At 64.1% G+C, this 21,559-nt stretch carries 24 protein-coding genes; 16 read left to right on the forward strand and 8 right to left on the reverse strand.

Going from position 1 to position 21,559, the window contains the following annotated elements:
* Window positions 1–5: 5 nt before the first annotated feature.
* Together ABIB42_RS04055 and ABIB42_RS04060 are read left to right on the forward strand one after the other, a co-directional pair.
* Window positions 6–512 carry a hypothetical protein gene (locus ABIB42_RS04055; RefSeq protein ID WP_005666338.1) on the forward strand — a complete coding sequence of 169 codons (507 nt, stop codon included), beginning with the start codon at window positions 6–8 and terminating at the stop codon, window positions 510–512.
* A gap of 67 nt (window positions 513–579) precedes the next feature.
* Window positions 580–2,229 (forward strand): choice-of-anchor I family protein, encoded by a 1,650-nt coding sequence (locus ABIB42_RS04060; protein ID WP_429247929.1) that lies wholly within the window; start codon window positions 580–582, stop codon window positions 2,227–2,229.
* Here the strand turns inward: ABIB42_RS04060 and ABIB42_RS04065 are convergent.
* The 5 genes from ABIB42_RS04065 to ABIB42_RS04085 form a co-directional block, all read right to left on the reverse strand.
* Window positions 2,223–3,224 (reverse strand): SDR family oxidoreductase, encoded by a 1,002-nt coding sequence (locus ABIB42_RS04065; protein ID WP_005666340.1) that lies wholly within the window; start codon window positions 3,222–3,224, stop codon window positions 2,223–2,225. The genes ABIB42_RS04060 and ABIB42_RS04065 overlap by 7 nt on opposite strands.
* A gap of 91 nt (window positions 3,225–3,315) precedes the next feature.
* Complete coding sequence (locus ABIB42_RS04070; protein WP_005666341.1) at window positions 3,316–3,852, reverse strand: RDD family protein; 537 nt, start codon at window positions 3,850–3,852, stop codon at window positions 3,316–3,318.
* Window positions 3,839–4,669, reverse strand: a complete 831-nt coding sequence (locus tag ABIB42_RS04075) for a DUF3106 domain-containing protein (protein WP_429247930.1) — start codon at window positions 4,667–4,669, stop codon at window positions 3,839–3,841. Before ABIB42_RS04075 ends, ABIB42_RS04070 begins: the two co-directional genes overlap by 14 nt.
* The gene (locus ABIB42_RS04080; protein ID WP_005666344.1) at window positions 4,666–5,082 is read right to left on the reverse strand and encodes a DUF3619 family protein; all 417 of its coding nucleotides are present in this window, start codon (window positions 5,080–5,082) and stop codon (window positions 4,666–4,668) included. Before ABIB42_RS04080 ends, ABIB42_RS04075 begins: the two co-directional genes overlap by 4 nt.
* Complete coding sequence (locus ABIB42_RS04085) at window positions 5,079–5,651, reverse strand: RNA polymerase sigma factor (RefSeq protein WP_005666345.1); 573 nt, start codon at window positions 5,649–5,651, stop codon at window positions 5,079–5,081. Before ABIB42_RS04085 ends, ABIB42_RS04080 begins: the two co-directional genes overlap by 4 nt.
* A 218-nt stretch (window positions 5,652–5,869) precedes the next feature.
* Here ABIB42_RS04085 and ABIB42_RS04090 point away from each other — a divergent pair, with 218 nt between their 5' ends.
* The 10 genes from ABIB42_RS04090 to ABIB42_RS04135 all read left to right on the forward strand — a co-directional run bounded on the left by ABIB42_RS04090 (window position 5,870) and on the right by ABIB42_RS04135 (window position 16,226).
* Entirely contained in the window at window positions 5,870–6,745 is an 876-nt protein-coding gene (locus ABIB42_RS04090; protein ID WP_071361982.1) for a TauD/TfdA dioxygenase family protein, read from the forward strand.
* A gap of 17 nt (window positions 6,746–6,762) precedes the next feature.
* On the forward strand, window positions 6,763–7,767 hold the full coding sequence (locus tag ABIB42_RS04095; RefSeq protein ID WP_184239428.1) for an ABC transporter substrate-binding protein: 1,005 nt from the start codon (window positions 6,763–6,765) through the stop codon (window positions 7,765–7,767).
* A 1-nt stretch (window position 7,768) separates the two neighbouring features.
* Window positions 7,769–8,608 carry an ABC transporter ATP-binding protein gene (locus ABIB42_RS04100; RefSeq protein ID WP_184239426.1) on the forward strand — a complete coding sequence of 280 codons (840 nt, stop codon included), beginning with the start codon at window positions 7,769–7,771 and terminating at the stop codon, window positions 8,606–8,608.
* On the forward strand, window positions 8,608–9,483 hold the full coding sequence (locus ABIB42_RS04105) for an ABC transporter permease (RefSeq protein WP_005666350.1): 876 nt from the start codon (window positions 8,608–8,610) through the stop codon (window positions 9,481–9,483). Before ABIB42_RS04100 ends, ABIB42_RS04105 begins: the two co-directional genes overlap by 1 nt.
* 472 nt (window positions 9,484–9,955) lie before the next feature.
* Window positions 9,956–11,683, forward strand: a complete 1,728-nt coding sequence (locus ABIB42_RS04110; protein ID WP_005666352.1) for an acetolactate synthase 3 catalytic subunit — start codon at window positions 9,956–9,958, stop codon at window positions 11,681–11,683.
* Window positions 11,683–12,174, forward strand: coding sequence for an acetolactate synthase small subunit (ilvN, locus tag ABIB42_RS04115; RefSeq protein ID WP_005666354.1), 492 nt, complete (start codon window positions 11,683–11,685; stop codon window positions 12,172–12,174). Before ABIB42_RS04110 ends, ilvN begins: the two co-directional genes overlap by 1 nt.
* Before the next feature lie 97 nt (window positions 12,175–12,271).
* Window positions 12,272–13,288, forward strand: coding sequence for a ketol-acid reductoisomerase (ilvC, locus tag ABIB42_RS04120; RefSeq protein WP_005666356.1), 1,017 nt, complete (start codon window positions 12,272–12,274; stop codon window positions 13,286–13,288).
* A 248-nt stretch (window positions 13,289–13,536) separates the two neighbouring features.
* A complete protein-coding gene (locus ABIB42_RS04125; RefSeq protein ID WP_005666357.1) occupies window positions 13,537–14,307 on the forward strand; it encodes an SIMPL domain-containing protein in 771 nt (256 codons plus the stop codon).
* A 130-nt stretch (window positions 14,308–14,437) separates the two neighbouring features.
* Entirely contained in the window at window positions 14,438–15,304 is an 867-nt protein-coding gene (gene pssA, locus ABIB42_RS04130) for a CDP-diacylglycerol--serine O-phosphatidyltransferase (RefSeq protein ID WP_005666359.1), read from the forward strand.
* A 1-nt stretch (window position 15,305) separates the two neighbouring features.
* Complete coding sequence (locus tag ABIB42_RS04135) at window positions 15,306–16,226, forward strand: alpha/beta hydrolase (protein ID WP_429247931.1); 921 nt, start codon at window positions 15,306–15,308, stop codon at window positions 16,224–16,226.
* A 3-nt stretch (window positions 16,227–16,229) separates the two neighbouring features.
* On the opposite strand, the gene bamE is transcribed toward ABIB42_RS04135, so the two are convergent.
* Together bamE and ABIB42_RS04145 are read right to left on the reverse strand one after the other, a co-directional pair.
* The gene (gene bamE / locus ABIB42_RS04140; protein WP_005666362.1) at window positions 16,230–16,715 is read right to left on the reverse strand and encodes an outer membrane protein assembly factor BamE domain-containing protein; all 486 of its coding nucleotides are present in this window, start codon (window positions 16,713–16,715) and stop codon (window positions 16,230–16,232) included.
* A 5-nt stretch (window positions 16,716–16,720) separates the two neighbouring features.
* Window positions 16,721–17,215 carry a hypothetical protein gene (locus tag ABIB42_RS04145; protein ID WP_005666363.1) on the reverse strand — a complete coding sequence of 165 codons (495 nt, stop codon included), beginning with the start codon at window positions 17,213–17,215 and terminating at the stop codon, window positions 16,721–16,723.
* A 186-nt stretch (window positions 17,216–17,401) separates the two neighbouring features.
* Between ABIB42_RS04145 and rpsO the strand changes: the two genes are divergently transcribed.
* From rpsO to ABIB42_RS04165, 4 genes are all read left to right on the forward strand, one after another.
* Entirely contained in the window at window positions 17,402–17,671 is a 270-nt protein-coding gene (gene rpsO, locus ABIB42_RS04150; RefSeq protein WP_005666365.1) for a 30S ribosomal protein S15, read from the forward strand.
* 176 nt (window positions 17,672–17,847) lie between these two features.
* Entirely contained in the window at window positions 17,848–19,950 is a 2,103-nt protein-coding gene (pnp, locus tag ABIB42_RS04155; protein ID WP_005666366.1) for a polyribonucleotide nucleotidyltransferase, read from the forward strand.
* Window positions 19,951–20,111: 161 nt separating this feature from the next.
* Window positions 20,112–20,522: a DUF6973 domain-containing protein gene (locus tag ABIB42_RS04160; RefSeq protein ID WP_005666367.1), complete on the forward strand. Its 411-nt coding sequence runs from the start codon at window positions 20,112–20,114 to the stop codon at window positions 20,520–20,522.
* Window positions 20,523–20,524: 2 nt separating this feature from the next.
* On the forward strand, window positions 20,525–20,905 hold the full coding sequence (locus tag ABIB42_RS04165; protein ID WP_005666368.1) for a hypothetical protein: 381 nt from the start codon (window positions 20,525–20,527) through the stop codon (window positions 20,903–20,905).
* A 50-nt stretch (window positions 20,906–20,955) separates the two neighbouring features.
* Here ABIB42_RS04165 and ABIB42_RS04170 read toward each other — a convergent pair whose 3' ends face one another.
* On the reverse strand, window positions 20,956–21,555 hold the full coding sequence (locus ABIB42_RS04170) for an SDR family oxidoreductase (protein WP_081589895.1): 600 nt from the start codon (window positions 21,553–21,555) through the stop codon (window positions 20,956–20,958).
* Between the last annotated feature and the right edge of the window lie 4 nt (window positions 21,556–21,559).

Consider the following 21,559-nt stretch of genomic DNA (forward strand, 5'->3'; position numbering starts at 1 on the left):
CTGCCATGCCAAGTTCTTTCCGTCTGGTCGCGACCAGCGTCCTGTTCTTCCTGTTGCTCGGGCCCGTGATCCCGGTGATCGAATTTACCCTGGCCACCCTGTTCACCAAGGGCCGCATCGAGCTCATGCCGTCCTTCTACCTGGCGGCGCTGCTGTTCGGCGCCCTGATCGCGGGCGCGCTCGGCCTGGCGCATGGCTTGCTGGTGGCGCTGGCCGTCAAGCTGGAGCCGCTGCGCCGGCGCCTGCAGACCACGCCGCGCCGCGTGCTGCTGGGGGCGGGCGCGGCGCTGCTGTGCGGGCTGGCGATGACCGCGCTCACGCTCTACATCGCGCGCCATTCCTACGGCGACCTGCTGGGCGGGATGGATCCGAACAACCCGGATCCATGGAAGATCATCCGCGCCTATATGGTGATCGAGCTGTTCATCCTGCCGGCGCTGGCCTGCGGCGTCCTGTTCCAGCTACTGCCCTGGTCGCGCAAGCTGATGCAGCGCGCCGTCGAACGGGCTTGAGAAGTCATACGGCTGTCATCTTGCGTCCATATGCTGTCGATTTTCTACTTTTGGAAAATCGACAACCATGTTCCTGCGCCGTCCCGCCACACCTTCCCGTTACCTTCCGGGTTACCTCCCGATGCTGAGCGCGATCGCGCTGGCCTGCACGCTCGCGGCCTGCGGTGGCGACGACGACGATCCGACCCCGACCACGCTCGCGCTGGAGAAAATCGGCAGCTATAGCGGCGGGGCGGTGGGCGCGGCCGAGATCACGGCCTACGATGCCGGCAGCCGGCGCCTGTTCGTCGTCAACGGCGCCAACGGCACGGTCGATGTGCTGGACCTGGCGGCGCCAGGCACGCCGAAGCTGATCGGCACCATCAATGTGGCGAGCATGGGCAAGGCGGTCAACAGCGTCGCCGTGCACGACGGCCTGGTGGCGCTGGCGATCGAATCGGATCCCAAGACCCAGCCGGGCACCGTCGCCTTCTACAATGCGGCCGACCTGAAACTGATCAATAGCGTGAAGGTCGGCGCGCTGCCCGACATGCTGACCTTCACCCCCGACGGCAGCAAGGTGCTGGTCGCGAACGAGGGCGAGCCGAGCGGCTATGGCGTGGCCGGCACGACGGACCCGGAAGGCTCGGTCAGCGTCATCACCGTCAACCGCGGCGGCGCGCCCTCGGTGGCGACCGCCGACTTCCGCGCCTTCAATGGCCAGGAAGCCGCGCTGCGCGCGCAGGGCATCCGCATCTATGGGCCGAACGCCAGCGCCGCCCAGGACTTCGAGCCGGAATACATCACCGTCAGCGACGACGGCCGCACCGCCTGGGTGACCCTGCAGGAAAACAATGCGATCGCCATCGTCGACGTGGCGACGGCCAAGGTCACGGCGGTCAAGCCGCTCGGCTTCAAGGACCACAGTGTGGCCGGCTTCGGGCTGGATGCGTCGGACGAAGATGGCGGCGCCAACACCAACAGCGGTTCGCCTGCCATCAAGATCGGCCCGCAGCCGGTGAAAGGCATGTACCTGCCGGACGCCATCGCCAGCTACTCGGTGGACGGCAAGCATTACCTGATCACCGCCAACGAGGGAGACGCGCGCGCCGACTGGCCGGGCTTCAACGAAGAGAGCCGCGTGCGTGCGCACTGCACGGCAGGGCTGGACCCCGCCGTGTTCCCCGACGCCGCCAACCGGATCTTCGACTCGAACCTGGGCCGCCTGCGCATCACGACCACGCCGAACGGCGGCATCACGGGCAAGAACGCCGCCGGGCAATGCACCGAGCTGTACACCTTCGGCGGCCGTTCGTTCTCGATCTGGGACACCGACATCAAGCGCGTCTACGACTCGGGCGACGAATTCGAACAGCGCACCAAGGCGCTGCCGAACGTCAGGTTCAACGCCAGCAACGACAACGACGACCTGGAAGACCGCAGCGCTTCGAAGGGCCCGGAGCCGGAAGGCGCCGTGGTCGGCAAGTTCGGCAGCAAGCACTATGCCTTCATCGGCCTGGAGCGCGTCGGCGGCGTGATGGTGTATGACGTGAGCAAGCCGGCCCAGGCTTCCTTCGTCACCTACCTCAACACGCGCGACGGCGACAAGGGCGACCTGGGTCCGGAAGGACTGACCCTGATCCCGGCGTACAAGTCGCCGAACGGCAAGCCGCTGCTGATCGTCGGTAACGAAGTCAGCGGCACCACCGCCGTCATGCAGATCAACCTGACTTACTGATCCGCGCGCTTTCTCAGCAACTGCATGCCGATCGCGGCGGCGACCACCGCCGCGCCGGCCACCAGCGCCTTGTTGGCCGGCTGGCTTGGCTGCGCTTTTGGCTGAGGTCGTGGCTGATTGAGTCGGCTTGCATCCGCATGCACGCCACTGGCGCCGTGCGGCGGTTCGTACAGCGCGCCGCGCGTGTCGCCCGTGCGCTCGGCCCGTTTTGCCCACGCATCCATGAAGCGGTTCATGCCGGCCGCGACGAGGTTCGGCGCCAGCCGGGTGGCCTTCATGGCGGCGGCGGGCGCGCCGACCGCGGTCGTGTCGCGCGGGCTGCGGGCCAGCTTGACGACGGCATCGGCCACCGTTTCCGGCGCCAGCGCACCCGGCGGATAGGAGAGGTGGGCGCCCGTGTAGTTGGCCGCGTGGCTGAAGCCGGGCGTGTCGACGAACGTGGGATACACGTCGCAGACGTGGATGCGGCGCCGCTTGCCGAGCTCCGCGCGCAGGGCTTCGGAAAAGCCGCGCAGGCCGAACTTGCTGGCCGAGTAGGCCGCGGCGTAGGGCGCGGCGACGTAGCCGCCGGACGAGATCATGTTGACCCAGATGCCGTGGTCCTGCTCCAGGAAGATCGGCAGCACCGCGTGCGCGTCGTTCATGTGGGTGAGCAGGTTGGTCTCGATCACCTGGCGGTGGTCGGCCATCGGCACGTCGTGGTACTTGCCGACCACGCCGGCGCCGACATTGCTGAACCACAGGTCGATCTGTCCCAGGATGGACCGCGCTTCGCGCGCGAAGGCGTCCACCGCCCTGGCGTCGGTCGCGTCGACCACCACCGTTTCGGCCCGGCCGCCGGCCTGGAAGCAGCGGCGGGCGACATCGTCGAGGCCTTCCTTGCCGCGCGCGCCGAGCACCAGGTCGGCGCCCTCGCGGGCAAAGGCGACAGCGGTCGCGGCGCCGATGCCGCTCGAGGCGCCCATGATCACCACGCGGAGATTCGATCGCTTCATCGTTGACCTTTCATTCACAGTGAAAAGGCCGATTATTCCGCGATTCAGGATGTCGCCGCGTTCGAATGCCGCGCAGCAAGCTCGCGCCCGGTCAGCGCTTGATCTTGGGGAGCTGGACCAGGCGGGTGCCGGCCAGGCGGTCGTGCAGGAACTGGCGGTCCTTGTCGAGGAGGGCGGTGAGCGCCCACAGGACGATGCCGAGCGCCAGCGCGATGGCGATCTCGCCCCTGGCGTGCAGGCCGAACGCGGCGCACACGAGCAGCGCCGGCGCGAACCAGCCCCAGGCCAGCAGGTAGCGCGCGATGGCGGTGCGCCATGGCAGGCGCGCGTGCCCGGCCTGGACCACCTTGATGCGCCAGGTCTTCATGGCCAGCGTGTGGCCGCTGTCGCGCCAGCACCAGGTGAAGTACAGGCCCGTCACCAGGAACAGCCAGAGCTTCAGCCCATGCTGGAACAGCGGCTCCTGGCGGTTGCCGGTGAGGAGGAGGTAGACCAGCACTGCCAGCATCTCGACGGCGAACAGCAGGAAGAATTCATAGACCATCACCGTCACGCGGCGCTTGATGGTCGGCGCCGGCTGGGGCGGCGCGTGCACCGGACTGGTGGCGGCCGGCTCAGTTGCTTGCATTGGCGGCCTGCGCGGGTGCCTGCTGGCCGCCAGGCGCGGCGATCGCGCCGCCATCGGCGCCAGGGGAGCTGGCCACCGGACCCGGCGTCACAACGGGAGCAGGGCCGGGGCCGGCGCCGCCGGGCTGCGCTGGCGGCGGCACGCTGGCGGTCGCGGTCGGCACCACGGTGTCCGTGCCGATCAGGATGCATTCGGCGCCGCGGCGGGTGGTGTTCGGCGGGCAGGGCGTCGGCGTGACCAGCATCGGCGCTTCAGGCAGCGCCACCGGGATGCTCTTGTGGCGCGTCGCCGCCGGGCTGTTCGCCAGCTGGCGTTTCTGTTCGGCCGACAGCTGCTTGTAGTTTTCCCAGTCGGCCGCCTTGTCGCCGCCCTGGGCCAGGCGGCTGGTGCGGCTGTAGTTCTCGCGCGCGAGTTCGCGCTGCGCGGGGGTGAGCTTCATCCACTGGCGCATGCGTTCGTGCACGCGCTGCTGCTCGGACGCGGGCATCGAGGCGAAGCGGGCCGACATCTGGATCCACTTGCGCTTGCGCGGTCCTTCCATCTGGTTCCACTCGGGTTCCAGCGGCGCCAGCGCCACTTGCTGGGCGCTGCTCAGTTCGTTCCACAGGGGCTTGTCGAAGCTTTTGGGCGACGCGCGTTCGCCATCGACGGCATCGGCCACCGACGGCAGGACGGACGGGGTGTCGAAACGGTCGACGATGACCCAGGCGATTGCACCCGCCACCAGGACCCCGGCCACCGTTTTCAGGACGGGGAACCGTGATTTCGCGGCGCCGGGCTTCGATGCGCGAGACTGTGAAGCGTCGTTCTTCGTCATTGCCGGCGCTGCTGCGACTCCAGGTAAGCGCTGAAGCCCGGGTCGAGATACGCATTGAGCGGCAGTTCATCGGACAACACGGCCGCGTCGATGTCGGCCAGCTCGGCGATCTGCTGTTGCTGTTCGTGCTGGTAGACGCCGCCCATGCCGATCACCAGCGCCAGGATCGGCACGGCGACCGCCAGGCGCGACATGGCCGGACCCGTCACGAGATTGCCGAAGCCGGCCAGCATCTCGCGCCAGCCGGAAGGGGCTGGCTTGAAATACTCGACCGGCGCGTCCGCCTTCTTGCGCGCGAGCGCGGCGGCGCGCGCGGCGGCGAGCCGGTCGGTCGTCGAGGCCGGCAAGGTGTCGAGCTGTTCGTTCAGTGCATGGCGGATTTTGTACGCCAGGTTGATGTCGTCGGTATTCATAATGTGATTCCCTTGGCCTTGAGCGCTGCGGCGAGGGCGTGGGTGGCACGGGAGCAATGTGTCTTGACGCTGCCTTCGGAGCATCCCATCGCTTCGGCCGTTTCGGCCACGTCCATATCCTGCCAGTAACGCATGAGGAAGGCTTCCCGTTGACGCGTTGGGAGCTTTTGTACTTCTTCTTCGATCAAGCGCAAGGTTTGTTCACGCTCAATCTGGTCCGCACTCGACTCTGCGGCGGCCGATCCTTCTTCGGCCTCGTATGAGGCAAGTATATCAAAGTCGTCATCGTCACCTCCCTCTCCGCGGCTGAAGCCCGAAAACAGGCTGACCCAGGTGTTGCGCACTTTTTCGCGGCGGAAGTAATCGAGGATGGTCGTCTGCAGGATGCGCTGGAACAGCATCGGCAATTCGGCGGCCGGCTTGTCGCCATACTTTTCGGCCAGCTTGATCATGGCGTCCTGGACGATGTCCAGCGCCGACTCGTCCTTGCGCACCGCATACACCGCCTGCTTGAACGCACGCCGTTCGACATTCGCAAGGAAGTCGTTGAGTTCTTTATCTGTGGCCATGCGGGTTCAAGGAAGCGCTCGTCTTGCTCGTGCTTTAGGGAAAACTTTCGCATCCTAGCAAAAAACGTCCTCGCCTGCACCGTAAACGCGCAGGGCCGGGAGGCGGCAATGCTATTTACATAACGTTCAAAAACTGCATGAAGATACGCGAAATCATTCGTTGTTCGCCTATGGAAGCGTGGTTAGGCTGTCAACACGATCATCCCGCCTCCGCCATCATGCCGCTCGATATTCCTCGTCAAGCATTTGCTGTCCACCCCATCATCGGCGCTCCGCTGGGCGCCGAAGTCGTCGGCCTCGACCTGTCGCGTCCGCTCGGCGCGGAAGATTTCAGCCGCCTGCACCGCGCCCACCTCGACCACCACGTGCTGGTATTCCGCGACCAGCACATCACGCCGGCCCAGCAGGTGGCGTTCAGCCGCCGCTTCGGCCAGTTGCAGATCCACGTGCTGCGCAATTTCCAGCTGACGGGCCACCCCGAAGTGCTGATCGTCTCGAACATCCGCGAGAACGGCCAGCCGATCGGCCTGGGCGATGCCGGCCACTTCTGGCATTCCGACCTGTCGTACAAGGAAACGCCGAGCCTGGGCTCGATGCTGCATGCGCAAGAGCTGCCGGCCGAAGGCGGCGACACCCTGTTCGCCAACCAGCACACGGCCTGGGAAGCCTTGCCCGACGACCTGAAGCGCGAAGTCGAAGGCTTGCAGGCCGAGCACTGGTATCTGGCCAAGTATGAAGCGCTGCGCCAGAAAAACCCGTTCCGCCCGCAGCTCACCCAGGCCCAGATCGACGAGGTCAAGCCGGTCAATCACCCGGTGGTGCGCACCCATCCCGAGACCGGCCGCAAGGCCCTGTTCGTCAGCGAGCACTTCACCACCCGCATCCTGGGCGTGCCCGAGCGGCGCAGCCGCGCACTGCTCGACGCGCTGTTCGACCATGGCACGCGCCCGCAACATGTCTATCGCCATCAGTGGCGGCCTCACGACATGGTGTTCTGGGACAACCGCTCGCTGATGCACCTGGCGGCCGGCTGTCCCGACCACCTGCGCCGCAAGCTGTACCGCACGACCATCGAAGGCGACGTTCCGTTCTGACTCAATCCGGGAAACCCATGACACTCCACAAGAAGTTCCTTGCCGTCGGCGCGGCGCTGGCCCTGGCGCTACCATCATTCGCCCAGGCCGAGGGCAAGATCCGCATCGCCGAGCAGTTCGGCGTGGTCTACCTGCTGCTGAACGTGGCGCAAGACCAGAAACTCATCGAAAAGCATGGCAAGAAGCAGGGCGTCGACGTCGACGTCGACTGGGTCAAGCTGTCCGGCGGCGCCGTGATCAACGATGCGCTGCTGTCGGGCTCGATCGATATCGCCGGGGCCGGCGTCGGCCCCCTGATGACGATCTGGGACCGCACCAAGGGCCGCCAGAACGTGCGCGGCGTGGCCTCGCTGGGCAGCTTCCCCTATTACCTGGTCAGCACCAATCCGGCGGTCAAGACGATTGCCGACTTCGGCCCGAAAGACCGCATCGCCTTGCCGGCGGTGACGGTGTCGGTGCAGGCCCGCATCCTGCAGATGGCCGCCGCCAAGCAGTGGGGCAATGCCCAATCCAAGAAACTCGACCCGATCACCCAGACCGTGCCGCACCCGGACGCCGCCGCGGCCCTGATCGCCGGCAAGACCGAACTGAACGCCCACTTCGGCGGGCCGCCATTCCAGGAGCAAGAACTTGCCGGTAACCCGAACGCGAAGATCGTGCTCGATTCCTACCAGGTGCTGGGTGGGCCGGCGTCAAGCACGGTGCTGTATGCCACCGAAAAATATGTGAAGGAAAATCCAAAAACGTATCGCGCCTTCCTCGATGCGCTGGCCGAGGCGTCCCGGTACATTGCGACCAATCCAGAAGGCGCGGCCGATGCCTACCTGCGCGTCAACAAGGGCAATATCGACCGGGCGCTGCTGCTGAAGGTGATCAAGGACCCGAAGACACAGTTCCGCGTGGCGCCGCAGAATACGCTGGGCCTGGCGCAGTTCCTGCACCAGGTCGGCGCCATCAGGAACAAGCCGGCTTCGTGGAAGGATTACTTCTTCGAGCATCCGGTCATCGCCAACGGGAGCTGACATGATTACCCCCGTCATACCGCTGAACCTCGTTCCCCAGGAACCGCTGCTGCGCGCCGAGCACGTCACGCTCGAGTACGCCAGCGAACGCGGCATCGTGCGCGCCACGGACGACGTCAGCTTCGACGTCCACCGCGGCGACCGCTTCGTGCTGCTGGGGCCGTCCGGCTGCGGCAAGTCGACCTTGTTGAAAGCGATCGGCGGCTTCATCGCGCCGCGCGCCGGCAGCCTCGGCTTGTCCGGCAAGCCGATCACGGGGCCGGGGCCGGACCGCATCGTCGTGTTCCAGGAATTCGACCAGCTGCCGCCCTGGAAGACGGTGCGGCAGAACGTGATGTTCCCGCTGCTGGCGGGCGGCGTATCGCGTGGCGAGGCCGACCGGCGTGCCCGTCACTGGCTGGGCAAGGTCGGGCTGGCGCGCTTTGCCGACGCCTATCCGCACACGCTGTCGGGCGGCATGAAGGCGCGGGTGGCCATTGCCCGCGCGCTGGCGATGCAGCCGGCGGTGCTGCTGATGGACGAGCCGTTCGCCGCGCTCGATGCGCTGACCCGGCGCAGCATGCAGGAAGAGCTGCAGGCGCTGTGGGATGAAATCGGCTTCACCATGCTGTTCGTGACCCACTCGATCGAGGAGGCGCTGGTGGTGGGCAACCGCATCCTGCTGCTGTCGCCCCATCCGGGCCGGGTGCGGGCCGAGCTCAATAGCCACCAGTTCAGCCTGCAAAGCGCCGGCAGCCCGGAATTCCAGGCCGCCACCCAGCGCATCCATGCCCTGCTGTTCGATGGCGATGCAGCGCCGGATGGGCGCCGGGATGCAGATCGCATGGCGGAGGCGCATTGATGACGACCTTGCGCGAACCGCCGATCCGTCCCGAATACGTGTTGCCGCTCAAGCCGGCCCTTGCCGTGCCGGCGCCCGGCGCGGCGCCCTCCGTCTCCTTCGCGCTGGACCGCTTCGGCTGGTTGAGAAAACCCGCCATCCTGCTGGCGCTGGCCGTCGTGTGGGAACTGCTCGCGCGCTGGTTCGACAACGACCTGCTGCTGCCGGGCGCGCTGCAGACCGGTCGCGCCTTCGTGGACGGCATGCTGTCGGGCGAGCTGGTCGGCTATGTGTCGGTGTCGCTGGCGATCCTGAGCCAGGGCTTCCTGCTGGGCGTGGCCGGGTCATTCCTGCTGACCTGGCTGGCGGTGTCGAACCGCTTCGGCCGCGCGCTGATCGATACCCTGACCTCGATGTTCAATCCGCTGCCGGCCATCGCGCTGCTGCCGCTGGCGCTGCTGTGGTTCGGGCTCGGCAAGGGCAGCCTGCTGATGGTGCTGGTGCACTCGGTGGTGTGGCCGCTGACCCTGAATGCCAGCGCGGGTTTCCGGGCCGTGCCCGAAACCCTGCGCATGGCCGGCCGCAACTATGGCCTGGGCGGCTTGCGCATGGTGCTGCAGATCCTGATCCCGGCCGCGCTGCCGGCCATCCTGTCGGGCCTGAAAATCGGCTGGGCGTTCGCCTGGCGCACCCTGATCGCCGCCGAGCTGGTGTTCGGCAGCACCTCGGGGCAGGGCGGGCTGGGGTGGTATATCTTCCAGAGCCGTAATGAGCTGTTCACCGACAAGGTGTTCGCGGGGCTGGCGACCGTGATCCTCATCGGGCTGGCGATCGAGCACTTCGTGTTCCAGGCATTGGAACGCGTGACAGTGCGGCGCTGGGGCATGCAGCGCTGAATGCGTGGGCGGCGTCGCCCTCCACCCTACGATACACACCCGCCACGCAAAAACGGCGCACATTATTTGGATTTCGCCGAATTTGTTGCACCACTTTTGGGAATGCAGCGATTTTTATCTTTCCTTCTTGACCAAAATGGTGCGGCGCGGTAAGGTGTCTCTCACGCTTTGCATCCCCAAGGCTTTTACGTCATCCGGAGTCGGCACACAAGGCCCAGTCCGGTTGTGACACGCTTTCATTTGTAGGCAGTTTGCTCCGACCCGCGCCACAAGCGCGAGAGATGCGTAAGACCGCTACAAACACTCACGCTCAACGAGTTGCGCCCAGCGCCGGTGCGTAAGGACCCTACGGTGTCCGAAACATCGACGTGCACGCAGAAAGTAGTCAAGCCTGAGGGTTGTCGCGCAAAGACGCATATCGTTAGGAACGGGCATCCGATCAATCTCCCATTGGGTTTTGAAAGGAATGTACATGAGTAACGATTCAGCAGTCCCGATCACGGGCGCTGAGATAGTGGTCCGTTGTCTGGCAGAAGAGGGCGTCAAGCACGTCTTCGGTTACCCGGGCGGCGCGGTCCTCTATATCTACGACGCCATCTTCAACCAGGATAAATTCCAGCACGTCCTCGTTCGCCACGAACAGGCCGCGGTGCACGCCGCCGACGCCTATTCGCGCAGCTCGAACACCGTGGGCGTCGCCCTGGTCACCTCCGGCCCCGGCGTCACCAATGCCGTCACCGGCCTGTCCACCGCGTATATGGATTCGATTCCGATGGTCGTGATCTCGGGCCAGGTGCCCAGCCACGCGATCGGCCAGGATGCCTTCCAGGAATGCGATACCGTCGGCATCACGCGTCCGGTGGTCAAGCACAACTTCCTGGTCAAGGACGTGCGCGAGCTGGCCTCGACCATCAAGAAAGCCTTCTTCATCGCCCGCACCGGACGTCCCGGACCCGTGCTGGTCGATATTCCGAAGGACATCACGGTCAACAAATGCCTGTACGAGTACCCGCGCGAGATCGAGATGCGCTCGTACCGTCCGGTCGACAAGGGCCATGCCGGCCAGATCCGCAAGGCGGTCCAGCTGCTGCAGAACGCCGAGCGCCCGATGATCTATGCGGGCGGCGGCGTGATCCTGGCCAATGCCTCGGACGAGCTGAACCGCCTGGTCGAGAAAACCGGCTTCCCGATCACGAACACGCTGATGGGCCTGGGCGGATCGCGTTCGTCCGATCCGCATTTCGTCGGCATGCCGGGCATGCACGGCACCTATGAAGCGAACATGGCGATGCAGCACTGCGACGTCCTGATCGCCATCGGTTCCCGCTTCGACGACCGCGTGATCGGCAATCCGAAGCATTTCGCCTCGAATCCGCGCAAGATCATCCACATCGACATCGATCCTTCGTCGATCTCGAAGCGGGTGCGGGTCGACATCCCGATCGTCGGCAACGTCAAGGACGTGCTGGTCGAACTGCTGTCGCAGCTCGACGCCGGCAATGTCCAGACCAATACCAATGCCTTGCAGGGCTGGTGGAAACAGATCGCCGAATGGCGCGGCCGCGACTGCCTCAAGTATCCGACCTCCGATACGGTCATCAAGCCGCAGGCGGTGATCGAGCAGCTGCACCGCGTGACGGATGGCGACGCCTTCATCACCTCGGACGTGGGCCAGCACCAGATGTGGGCCGCGCAGTACTATCAGTTCGACAAGCCGCGGCGCTGGATCAACTCCGGCGGCCTGGGCACGATGGGCGTCGGCTTGCCGTATGCGATGGGCGTGCAGATGGCCAATCCGGATGCGACGGTGGCCTGCGTCACCGGCGAGGGTTCGATCCAGATGTGCATCCAGGAGCTCGCCACCTGCAAGCAATACCACCTGACGCCGAAGATCATCCTGCTCAACAACCGCTTCCTGGGCATGGTGCGCCAGTGGCAGCAGATCGACTACGGTTCGCGCTATTCCGAGTCGTACATGGATTCGCTGCCCGATTTCGAGAAGCTGGCCGAGGCCTATGGCCACGTCGGCATGCGCATCGAAAAGCCGGGCGACGTCGAGGGTTCGCTGCGCGAAGCGTTCGCCATGAAGGACCGCCTGGTCTTCATGAACTTCATCACCGACCAGAGCGAGAACGTCTGGCCGATGGTCAAGGCGGGCCGTGGCCTGAACGAAATGCTGCTCGGCTCGGAGGACCTGTGATGCGACACATTATCTCAGTCCTCCTGGAGAACGAAGCCGGCGCGCTGTCGCGCGTGGTCGGCCTGTTCTCGGCGCGCGGCTACAACATCGAAACGCTGACCGTGGCCCCGACCGAAGACGCGACCCTGTCGCGCATGACGATCGTCACTTCGGGTTCGGACGACATCATCGAGCAGATCACCAAGCACCTGAACCGCCTGATCGAGGTGGTGAAGGTGGTCGACCTGACCGAAGGCCAGCACATCGAGCGCGAGCTCATGCTGATCAAGGTGCGCGCGGTCGGCAAGGAGCGCGAAGAAATGAAGCGCACCGCCGACATCTTCCGCGGCCGCATCATCGACGTCACCGAAAAGACCTACACGATCGAGCTCACCGGCGCCAAGTCGAAGCTGGACGCCTTCATCGACTCGATCGACCGGGCTTCCATCCTCGAGACGGTCCGTACCGGCGGCTCGGGCATCGGACGCGGCGAACGCATCCTCAAAGTCTGACAAGAAAAACGCTGAATAAACGACGTAGGGTTGGCGGCTCGGCCGCCGACGCGTTACGCCCGAACACCACTACATTACTTATATACAGGATACCCAAATGAAAGTTTTCTACGACAAAGACTGCGACCTCTCCCTCATCAAAGGCAAGAACGTCGCCATCATCGGCTACGGCTCGCAAGGCCACGCCCACGCCCAGAACCTGAGTGAGTCCGGCGTCAACGTCACCGTCGGCCTGCGCCGCGGCGGCGCATCGTGGAACAAGGTCGAGCAGGCCGGCCTGAAGGTCGCCGAGGTCGACGAGGCAGTCAAGGCCGCCGACGTCATCATGATCCTGCTGCCGGACGAAAACATCGCCGAGGTCTACAACAAGAACGTCGCGCCGAACGCCAAGCAGGGCGCCGTGCTGGCCTTCGCCCACGGTTTCAACGTGCACTACGGCCAAGTGGTGCCGCGCGCCGACCTCGACGTGATCATGGTCGCGCCGAAGGCCCCGGGCCACACCGTGCGCGGCACCTATACGCAAGGTGGCGGCGTGCCGCACCTGGTCGCCGTCTACCAGGACAAATCGGGCGCGGCGCGCGACATCGCGTTGTCGTACGCCATGGCCAACGGCGGCGGCCGTGCCGGCATCATCGAGACCAACTTCCGCGAAGAGACCGAGACCGACCTGTTCGGCGAGCAGGCCGTGCTGTGCGGCGGCGCCGTCGAGCTGATCAAGGCTGGCTTCGAAACCCTGACCGAAGCCGGCTACGCGCCCGAAATGGCGTATTTCGAGTGCCTGCACGAGCTGAAGCTGATCGTCGACCTGATCTACGAAGGCGGCATCGCCAACATGAACTACTCGATCTCGAACAACGCGGAATATGGCGAGTACGTGACCGGCCCGCGCATCGTGACCGAAGATACCAAGAACGCCATGCGCCAGTGCCTGAAGGACATCCAGACCGGCGAATACGCCAAGAGCTTCATCCTGGAAAACAAGGCCGGCGCCCCGACCCTGATCTCGCGCCGCCGCCTGACCGCGGAGCACCAGATCGAAGAAGTCGGCGCCAAGCTGCGCGGCATGATGCCGTGGATCGCCAAGAACAAGCTGGTGGATCAGTCGAAGAACTGATGTTCCTGGAGTAAAGCGAGGGTCAGGTCTGACATTCGGACACGGTCTCGACTTTAAGCGTTTCCATGGCTGGGGTCGTGTCTGAATGTCAGACCTGACCCCGCTTTTATTTTGGCTGCGGCTGTTACAAATCCTTCCCCAAACCTACTTATTTGCAACTGTCCATTACAAAATCACGATGGAATCCTGGCGATTGGTATCGTATAAGTGCTGTCAGACATCTGTCGCAACTTATAGGAGAACAATAAATGGCCGTTTCTAAATCCCTCGTCGTCGCCGCCCTGGTCCTCGCCTTCAGCGCCGCCCACGCGCAAAACCTGCCGTCGCCGGCTACCAGCGGCACCATGGTCGTGGTCCCCGCCTTTGGCGAAGTCAAGCACGCCAACGACCAGGCCACCGTCGTCTTCGCCGTCGAAGAGCATGACAAGGACAAGAACGCCGCCGCCGATCGCGTCAACCGCAAGATGAAGGAGGGCACCGAGATCGTGCGCCGCGCCGATCCGAATGCCGAACTCAAGACCCAGGGCTACTACACCTACCCGGTCTATCCGGAAGTGCCGCCGCAGCCGGTCGGCCGCACCACGCAGCAACCGGTCAAGCCGGTGCCGATCGCCTGGCGCGTCGGCCAGTACCTGGAAGTGAAGACCACCAACCTGGCCGCGCTGCCGAAGACCGCCGCCGCCGCCCAGAAGGTGCTGCAGATCAATGGCGTCAACTTCGGTTTGAGCCCCGAGCTCGAGAAGCGCCTGGACGACCAGCGCATCGCTGCGACCTACCGCAACCTGAACGAGCGCATCGTCTCGATCGCCAAGGCCATGGGCCGCCAGCCGACCGACGCCGTGCTCGACACGGTCGACTTCGAAGGCTCGGGCAACTACGCGGGCGATGCCGCCGCGCCGCAGGCCATGATGATGCGCAGCGCTAAGCGCGAGATGGCCGACGAGATGTCCGAACCGAGCTTCGAACCGGGCGAAACCACACTGCAGATGCGCGTCGTGGGCAAGGTCAAGTTCAAGTAAAGGACGGCTGAGTTCAAGTAAGCGCCAGGCAATCGCCAGTCGGGTTAGCGTAGTGTTTCGCTAACACGTGTCCCCACCTCTATAATGTGGGGGAACTGTCGCTCGGCGACTACCTTGAATACGATTCCTTATGCCAACCTTTCCACGAAGAAGAACACCAGGGACAACGCCAAAGGGTCCACGATTCTCCCGCCTGAAAAAGCGTTTCGGCCGCCGCGCGGAAGACCGCCAGGTCGGCGAACGTGGCCGCGGCATTTATCTCCTGCCCAACGCCTTCACCACCGCGGCCCTGTTCTGCGGCTTCTATGCCATCGTCATGGCGATGAACCAGCGTTTCGAGCATGCCTGCTGGGCCGTGTTCATCGCCATGATCCTCGACGGCCTGGACGGGCGCATCGCGCGCCTGACCAATACCCAGTCCGAGTTCGGCGCGCAGTTCGACAGCCTGGCCGACATGGTCTCGTTCGGCGCCGCGCCGGCGCTGGTAATCTATGAATGGTCGCTGCGCGGCCTGGGCAAGCTGGGCTGGATCGCGGCCTTCATCTACTGCGCCTGCGCGGCGTTGCGCCTGGCGCGCTTCAACACCAATATCCAGGTGGTGGACAAGCGCTTCTTCCAGGGCTTGCCGAGCCCGGCCGCCGCGGCGCTGGTGATCGGCTTCATCATGATGATGATCGACCCCGACATCAGCGTCAGCGCGCGCAAGGTGGATTGGGTGTCGTGGTGTATCGCCGTGTTCGCCGGCCTGACCATGGTGTCCAACGTGCCGTTCTACAGCTTCAAGGACATCAACTTCAGGAAGTCGGTGCCGTTCATCGCGGTGTTCCTGATCGCGCTGGTGCTGGCGCTGCTGGCGATCGATCCGCCCAAGGTGCTGTGGCCGATTTTCGTGGTGTATGGCCTCTCGGGCTATGCCGTGTATGTCTGGCGCAAGGCGAAGGGCAAGCCGGTCAGCATCATCCCGCTCGACGACGAGCCGGACGATATCCGTCGCTGACATGCCGGTGCATAGCGGCCGTTTTCTTTCGACGAAGACGCTCGCTGGCGCGGCGCTGGCGCTGGCCGTCCTGGTCCTGGCCGGCGCCCTGAGCGCCTGTTCGCCGCTCACCCTGGTCAATGTGGTGTCGCCCGGCGGGACGGCGCGTTCGGTCGCGACGGCCGCCTTCGGCCCCGACCCGCGCCACGTGCTGTCCATCTACCGGCCCGCGTCTGGCGCAGGCAAGGCGCCGGTGATCGTCTTCTTCTACGGCGGCAATTGGGTCAGTGGAGAGCGCGACGATTATGCGTTCGTTGGCCGTTCGCTGGCCCAGCGCGGATTCGTGGTGGTGATTCCCGATTATCGCCTGTATCCGCAGGCCAGCTATCCCGACTTTTTGCATGATGGCGCGCGCGCCGTCGTCTGGACCGAACGCCGGATCGCGGCCTATGGCGGCGATCCGAAACGCCTGTTCGTCATGGGGCATAGCGCGGGCGCCTATAACGCGGCGATGCTGGCGCTCGATCCACGCTGGCTGCGCGAACAGGGGGGCAGCCCGGGCATCCTGCGCGGCTGGATCGGCATGGCGGGTCCGTATAACTTCTTGCCCGTCGAGAATGAGACCACGCGTCCGGTGTTCCACTATCCCGATACGCCGGCCGACTCGCAGCCGGTCGCCCACGTCACGGCCGGGGCGCCCCCGGCGCTGCTGATCGCCGCCCGCAACGACACGAGGGTGAACCCGGAACGCAATACCGGCGTGCTCGCGGCCAGGATGCGCAACGCCGGCGTGCCCGTGCGCGAGGAGTACTACGACAACGTCAACCACGCCACCCTGGTCGCCACGCTCTCGGCCACGCTGCGGCGTCTGGCGCCGAGCCTGGACGCGGTCGAGGATTTCGTGCGCAGCGACGGTGGCCGCCGTGCCGCGCCGGCAAGGTAAGGCCTAAAAACCGAAGCGGTCGCGCGGTTCGTACATCGGATCGGGCGCATTCATCATCTGGCGCACGACGCCTTGCCCGTCGAAGTGGACGTGCATGAGCGAATTCCAGACGCCGGCTTCCTTGTAGCGATAGGACCAGACTTCATAATTCTTCATGGCGACCTGCGATCGCTCGGCGGGGCGGCCGATGGTGCGCAGCACCTGGTCCTTGGTCGCTCGATCAATTTTAATCGTGGCAAATTTTTCGCTCGTGAGCACCTGCTCGTAGGAGAGCAGGCGCCCATCCGGGCCGAGGTGCGCCATCCAGGTGAACTGGCCCATGGGGCCGGTGGCGTACTCGAGAGTACGGGACGCGCCATCGGCATACACCGCGGTTGGCATCCCCAGCTTGGCCTGGACCACGTCCTGCGTGTCGCCCGGGTTTGGCGGCGTGCGCATGGCGCATGCCGTCAGCAGCAGTGCGGCGATGAGTGGAGTTAATTTGATCATCGTGTTCACCAGATGCCGCGATCCTGTGGGTTGTACATGGGATCCGACGCATTCATCATCTGGCGCACCACGCCTTGCCCGTCGAAGTGGACGTGCATCAACGAGTTCCACACGCCGGCTTCCTTGTAGCGATACGACCACACCTCGTAGTCGCGCATGGCGACGCGCGAAACCTCGGCCGGATGGCCGAAAGTACGCAGCATGTCATCCTTGGTCGCCTGGTCGATCCTGACAGTGGCGAACTTCTCGCTCGTCAGGACTTGTTCATACGAGGTCAGGCGGCCATCCGGGCCCAGGTGCGCCATCCAGGTGTACTGGCCCATCGGGCCGGTGGCGTATTCGAGGGTGCGCGCCGCGCCGTCGGTATACACCGCGGTGGGGGTGCCCATCTTGGACTGGACGACATCCAGCGGGTCGCCGGGAGTCGGCGCCGTGCGCATGGCGCAGCCGGCCAGCAGCAGGATGGCGGTCAGTGTTGTAAATGTATTCATCTTGTTCATGATTGTCACCTGTGTCGAGCTTGCCAGCTGGGCGACGGCCTGTCCAACTGCGGAAGAAGGATAGCAAACACTGGTTCGAGCCGCCGTTTTGCACTATACTGGCGGGTCTGTCCAATCCGGACAGCTATTTGATAAATCACGGTGCCTGGGGTTCCGACTCTTGCACCGCATGTGAAAGGTAACATCATGTCGGTTGAAAACATCAACAAAGCCGCGATCATCGCGGACAATGCACGTGGCCAGAACGATACCGGTTCGCCGGAAGTCCAGGTCGCACTGCTGACCGCACGCATCAACGAACTGAACGGCCACTTCAAGGCACACCAGAAGGATCACCACTCGCGTCGTGGCCTGATCATGATGGTCAACCGCCGTAAGAGCCTGCTGGCTTACCTGAAGAACAAGGACCTGAATCGTTATCGCGACCTGATCGCCAAGCTGGGCCTGCGTAAGTAATCGCAAGTTCTTGCTTCAGACGGTTTAGTCAAAAATGCCTGCGCCAGTTGTCTGACGCGGGCATTTTTCGTTTTTGCTGTCTTGTTGTTTGTTACAAGGCCATTTCTTGATGGCCCGTGGTGAGAGGTGAACGACAGCTCCTGAAAATCTGTCGGTAAAATGAAAGGGATTACCCAATGTTTAATAAAGTTACGAAAACCTTCCAGTACGGTCAACACACGGTCACCCTGGAGACGGGTGAAATCGCGCGCCAGGCCAGCGGCGCCGTCGTCGTGTCGGTCGAGGATACCGTCATCCTGGCAACCGTCGTTGCCAAAAAAGACGCCAAGCCGGGCCAGGATTTCTTCCCGCTGACCGTCGACTACATGGAGAAAACGTACGCTGCGGGTAAGATCCCTGGCGGTTTCTTCAAGCGTGAAGGCCGTCCTTCCGAAAAAGAAACGCTGACCTCGCGCCTGATCGACCGTCCGATCCGCCCGCTGTTCCCGGAAGGCTACCTGAACGAAGTCCAGGTCATCATCCACGTGCTGTCGGTCAACCCTGAAATCGATCCGGACATCCCATCGATGATCGGCGCCTCGGCCGCCCTGTGCATCGCCGGCATCCCGTTCGCCGGTCCGATCGGCGCCGCGCGCGTCGGCTACGCGAACGGCCAGTACATCCTGAACCCGACCACCACCGAGCTGAAGACCTCGCAGATGGACCTGGTCGTGGCAGGCACCGAAACCGCCGTCCTGATGGTGGAATCGGAAGCCCAGCAACTGTCCGAAGAAGTCATGCTCGGCGCGGTCGTGTTCGGCCACGAGCAAATGAAGGCCGTGATCGACGCGATCCACGACCTGGTCGCCGAAGGCGGCAAGCCGGAAGTCGAATGGGCGCCGGCGCCAAAGAACGAAGAACTGATCGCCCGCGTCGGCGAACTGGCCGGCGCCAAGATCCGTGACGCCTACCAGACCCGCGAAAAGTCGGCCCGCCAGCAGAAGCTGAAGTCGCTGTCGTCGGAAGTGATGGCCGAGCTGTCGGCGCAAGGCATCGCCGCCGATGCTGGCGACGTCGGCAACATCCTGTTCGACATGGAAGCCAAGGTCGTGCGTTCGCAGATCCTGGACGGCGAGCCACGCATCGACGGCCGCGACACCCGCACCGTGCGTCCGATCTCGATCCGCTCGAGCGTCCTGCCGCGCACCCACGGCTCGGCCCTGTTCACCCGTGGCGAAACCCAGGCACTGGTGGTCGCCACCCTCGGCACCGCCCGCGACAGCCAGAAGATCGACGCGCTGATGGGCGAGTACACCGACGACTTCATGATGCACTACAACATGCCTCCGTTCGCCACCGGCGAAACCGGTCGCGTGGGCACCCCGAAGCGCCGCGAAGTCGGCCACGGCCGCCTGGCCAAGCGCGCGCTGGTCGCCGCACTGCCCAACCCAGAAGACTTCAGCTACTCGGTGCGCCTGGTGTCGGAAATCACCGAATCGAACGGTTCGTCGTCGATGGCGTCGGTCTGCGGCGGCTGCCTGGCGCTGATGGACGCCGGCGTGCCGATGAAAGCGCACGTGGCCGGCATCGCCATGGGCCTGATCAAGGAAGGCGGCAAGTTCGCGGTCCTGACCGACATCCTGGGTGACGAAGACCACCTGGGCGACATGGACTTCAAGGTGGCCGGCACCGCGCAGGGCATCACCGCGCTGCAGATGGACATCAAGATCCAGGGCATCACCAAGGAAATCATGCAGGTGGCGCTGGCCCAGGCAAAAGACGGCCGCCAGCACATCCTGGCCGAGATGCAGAAGGCCATGCCGACCGTGAAGACCGAGCTGTCGGACTTCGCGCCGCGCCTGATCACCATCCGCATCAACCCGGAAAAGATCCGTGACGTGATCGGCAAGGGCGGCGCCGTGATCCGCGCGCTGACCGAAGAAACCGGCACCCAGATCGACATCACCGACGAAGGCATCGTGACCATCGCGTCGGTCGACGCCGCCGCCGGCCAGGAAGCCAAGCGCCGCATCGAAGAACTGACCGCATCGGTCGAAGTGGGCAAGACCTACGACGGCACCGTGCTCAAGCTGCTGGACTTCGGCGCGATCGTGCAAGTCATGCCTGGTAAAGACGGCCTGCTGCACATCTCGCAGATCGCCAACGAGCGTGTCAACGCCGTTGCCGACTACCTGAAGGAAGGCCAGCAAGTGCGCGTGAAGGTCCTGGAGACCGACGAGCGCGGTCGTCTGAAGCTGTCGATGAAGGCGGCTGATCCGGTTGAAGGCGCGGCGCAGTAATAAAGCTGCAAGCGAGTGAGCGGTTCGCCGCTCGATGAAAAAACCGCCAGTGCGTGAGCCTGGCGGTTTTTTCATTCAGCGTTCAGTATTGCGCACGCCCAATCTGCAACATGCGGACCCGAGAATAATGGAACCTGATTTTTTCTGCTTCCGGAGAAACCATGCCGATACAGTCAGCCCTTGCGTTGTTCAATCAGCTCACGGAGCAAGAGCGAGCTTACTTGCGATCGCATCCGCATCACGTGCCTGTCATCATGAGGGCGCGCGAATTTGCACAGAGTGAGGCCAGGCGGCTGTTTTCGATCAGCGGCCATAACGACCATTCGGACGCTTTTCGCCATTGCTTGTGGTCTGCACAACTGGCACGCGATATCGGAATTACCAAAGCGCGCCTTTACACGACGGCGCATGAATCGTCCCTAAGGAACCCGCCGAAGGAACGTGCGATGGATTTGCATAACAACAGCATCGGCTTGAACATTGGTGCGTCGAAGCAAACGAACGAGGCGCTCAGCCGGCGCTGTATGGCAGCGTTGAAAACTGGCCAACTCAAGACCCTGCAGGTGAAGTGACGATGCGAACCCCAGCCGTCCTCGTGCTGACCATCCTTTTCCTGCAAGGTTGCACGCAAAGGTCTGTGGAAGAACAAAGCCGGGCCTTCGGCAATGATGAGTTCACGCCGAAGGCATGGGCCGCCGCGGATCGGCTGGGGCGTGGCCGGATGCTGGCTTCCTTCCTGCGCCAGCACCCGGTGAAAGAACTCAGCGCAGACCAAGTCAGGGCACTGCTGGGGCAATCGACGGGGTATGCCGATTATGACGAAAACCTCGCCTATTTCGTTGGCCCGTCCAATGTCGAGAGCGAATACGGCAAGGGATACTTGCTGATATTCGTGACGGACAAGAAGACAGGCCGTATTCAACAGCTGCGATTGGTCCCGTCCGTCGAAGAGTGACTGGCCAGGCGTGCATGCGTCAGCGGGCCATCGCATAGGATACCGCATCGTCATGTGTCCAGATTTGCACTCACGGCCAGCTCCTTCTGCGCCGTCAGCCGCGCCAGACGATCGGTCAGCGCCGCATGAATCGACTCGTACGCAGTCGACCCCAAGGTAATTCTGCGCGGCGCCGGCGCCTGATCAGCCGAGTCGATCATGATCTCCACCATCCGCACCGGGTCGCCCGTGAGCTTGAAACTGCCGTCCGCCAGCGCGCGCCGCACCCCACCCGACGGCGTATCGGCATACTCGTCCATCGCCGGCGCGGCGTCGAGACCGGCCGCGAAATTGGTCGGCGTCGGCCCCGGTTCGGCCAGGATGAATTCGATCCCGAACGGCGCGACTTCCTGCGCCACAGATTCCACGAACCCTTCGATCCCCCACTTGGTCGCGTGATAGACGCTGAAGTTCGGATAAGCCATCTGGCCGCCTTCCGACGAAACCTGGATCACCCGGCCGCCGCCTTGCTTGCGCAGATGGGGCAGGGCGGCGCGGATCAGCCCGATCGATCCGAGCAGATTGGTGTCGAGCTGGCGCTCCACCTGCGCGTCGGTCAGCTCTTCGGCCGCACCGAACAGGCCATAGGCCGCATTGCTGACGACTCCAATCCCG

The organism is Massilia sp. UYP32 (genome assembly GCF_050434365.1).
GTDB lineage: Bacteria > Pseudomonadota > Gammaproteobacteria > Burkholderiales > Burkholderiaceae_D > Telluria > Telluria timonae.

What these genes read in the sequence shown, in the direction of transcription:
- pnp (WP_005666366.1), top strand. Translation starts at nt 17,848, where the DNA reads ATGTTTAATAAAGTTACGAAAACCTTCCAGTACGGTCAACACACGGTC.
- ABIB42_RS04080 (WP_005666344.1), bottom strand. Translation starts at nt 5,082, where the DNA reads ATGAATACCGACGACATCAACCTGGCGTACAAAATCCGCCATGCACTG.
- bamE (WP_005666362.1), bottom strand. Translation starts at nt 16,715, where the DNA reads ATGATCAAATTAACTCCACTCATCGCCGCACTGCTGCTGACGGCATGC.
- ABIB42_RS04145 (WP_005666363.1), bottom strand. Translation starts at nt 17,215, where the DNA reads ATGAACAAGATGAATACATTTACAACACTGACCGCCATCCTGCTGCTG.
- ABIB42_RS04135 (WP_429247931.1), top strand. Translation starts at nt 15,306, where the DNA reads ATGCCGGTGCATAGCGGCCGTTTTCTTTCGACGAAGACGCTCGCTGGC.
- ABIB42_RS04125 (WP_005666357.1), top strand. Translation starts at nt 13,537, where the DNA reads ATGGCCGTTTCTAAATCCCTCGTCGTCGCCGCCCTGGTCCTCGCCTTC.
- ABIB42_RS04095 (WP_184239428.1), top strand. Translation starts at nt 6,763, where the DNA reads ATGACACTCCACAAGAAGTTCCTTGCCGTCGGCGCGGCGCTGGCCCTG.
- ABIB42_RS04075 (WP_429247930.1), bottom strand. Translation starts at nt 4,669, where the DNA reads ATGACGAAGAACGACGCTTCACAGTCTCGCGCATCGAAGCCCGGCGCC.
- ABIB42_RS04060 (WP_429247929.1), top strand. Translation starts at nt 580, where the DNA reads ATGTTCCTGCGCCGTCCCGCCACACCTTCCCGTTACCTTCCGGGTTAC.
- ABIB42_RS04090 (WP_071361982.1), top strand. Translation starts at nt 5,870, where the DNA reads ATGCCGCTCGATATTCCTCGTCAAGCATTTGCTGTCCACCCCATCATC.
- ABIB42_RS04110 (WP_005666352.1), top strand. Translation starts at nt 9,956, where the DNA reads ATGAGTAACGATTCAGCAGTCCCGATCACGGGCGCTGAGATAGTGGTC.
- ABIB42_RS04070 (WP_005666341.1), bottom strand. Translation starts at nt 3,852, where the DNA reads ATGCAAGCAACTGAGCCGGCCGCCACCAGTCCGGTGCACGCGCCGCCC.
- pssA (WP_005666359.1), top strand. Translation starts at nt 14,438, where the DNA reads ATGCCAACCTTTCCACGAAGAAGAACACCAGGGACAACGCCAAAGGGT.
- rpsO (WP_005666365.1), top strand. Translation starts at nt 17,402, where the DNA reads ATGTCGGTTGAAAACATCAACAAAGCCGCGATCATCGCGGACAATGCA.
- ilvC (WP_005666356.1), top strand. Translation starts at nt 12,272, where the DNA reads ATGAAAGTTTTCTACGACAAAGACTGCGACCTCTCCCTCATCAAAGGC.
- ABIB42_RS04160 (WP_005666367.1), top strand. Translation starts at nt 20,112, where the DNA reads ATGCCGATACAGTCAGCCCTTGCGTTGTTCAATCAGCTCACGGAGCAA.
- ABIB42_RS04085 (WP_005666345.1), bottom strand. Translation starts at nt 5,651, where the DNA reads ATGGCCACAGATAAAGAACTCAACGACTTCCTTGCGAATGTCGAACGG.
- ABIB42_RS04100 (WP_184239426.1), top strand. Translation starts at nt 7,769, where the DNA reads ATGATTACCCCCGTCATACCGCTGAACCTCGTTCCCCAGGAACCGCTG.
- ABIB42_RS04065 (WP_005666340.1), bottom strand. Translation starts at nt 3,224, where the DNA reads ATGAAGCGATCGAATCTCCGCGTGGTGATCATGGGCGCCTCGAGCGGC.
- ABIB42_RS04165 (WP_005666368.1), top strand. Translation starts at nt 20,525, where the DNA reads ATGCGAACCCCAGCCGTCCTCGTGCTGACCATCCTTTTCCTGCAAGGT.
- ABIB42_RS04055 (WP_005666338.1), top strand. Translation starts at nt 6, where the DNA reads ATGCCAAGTTCTTTCCGTCTGGTCGCGACCAGCGTCCTGTTCTTCCTG.
- ABIB42_RS04105 (WP_005666350.1), top strand. Translation starts at nt 8,608, where the DNA reads ATGACGACCTTGCGCGAACCGCCGATCCGTCCCGAATACGTGTTGCCG.
- ilvN (WP_005666354.1), top strand. Translation starts at nt 11,683, where the DNA reads ATGCGACACATTATCTCAGTCCTCCTGGAGAACGAAGCCGGCGCGCTG.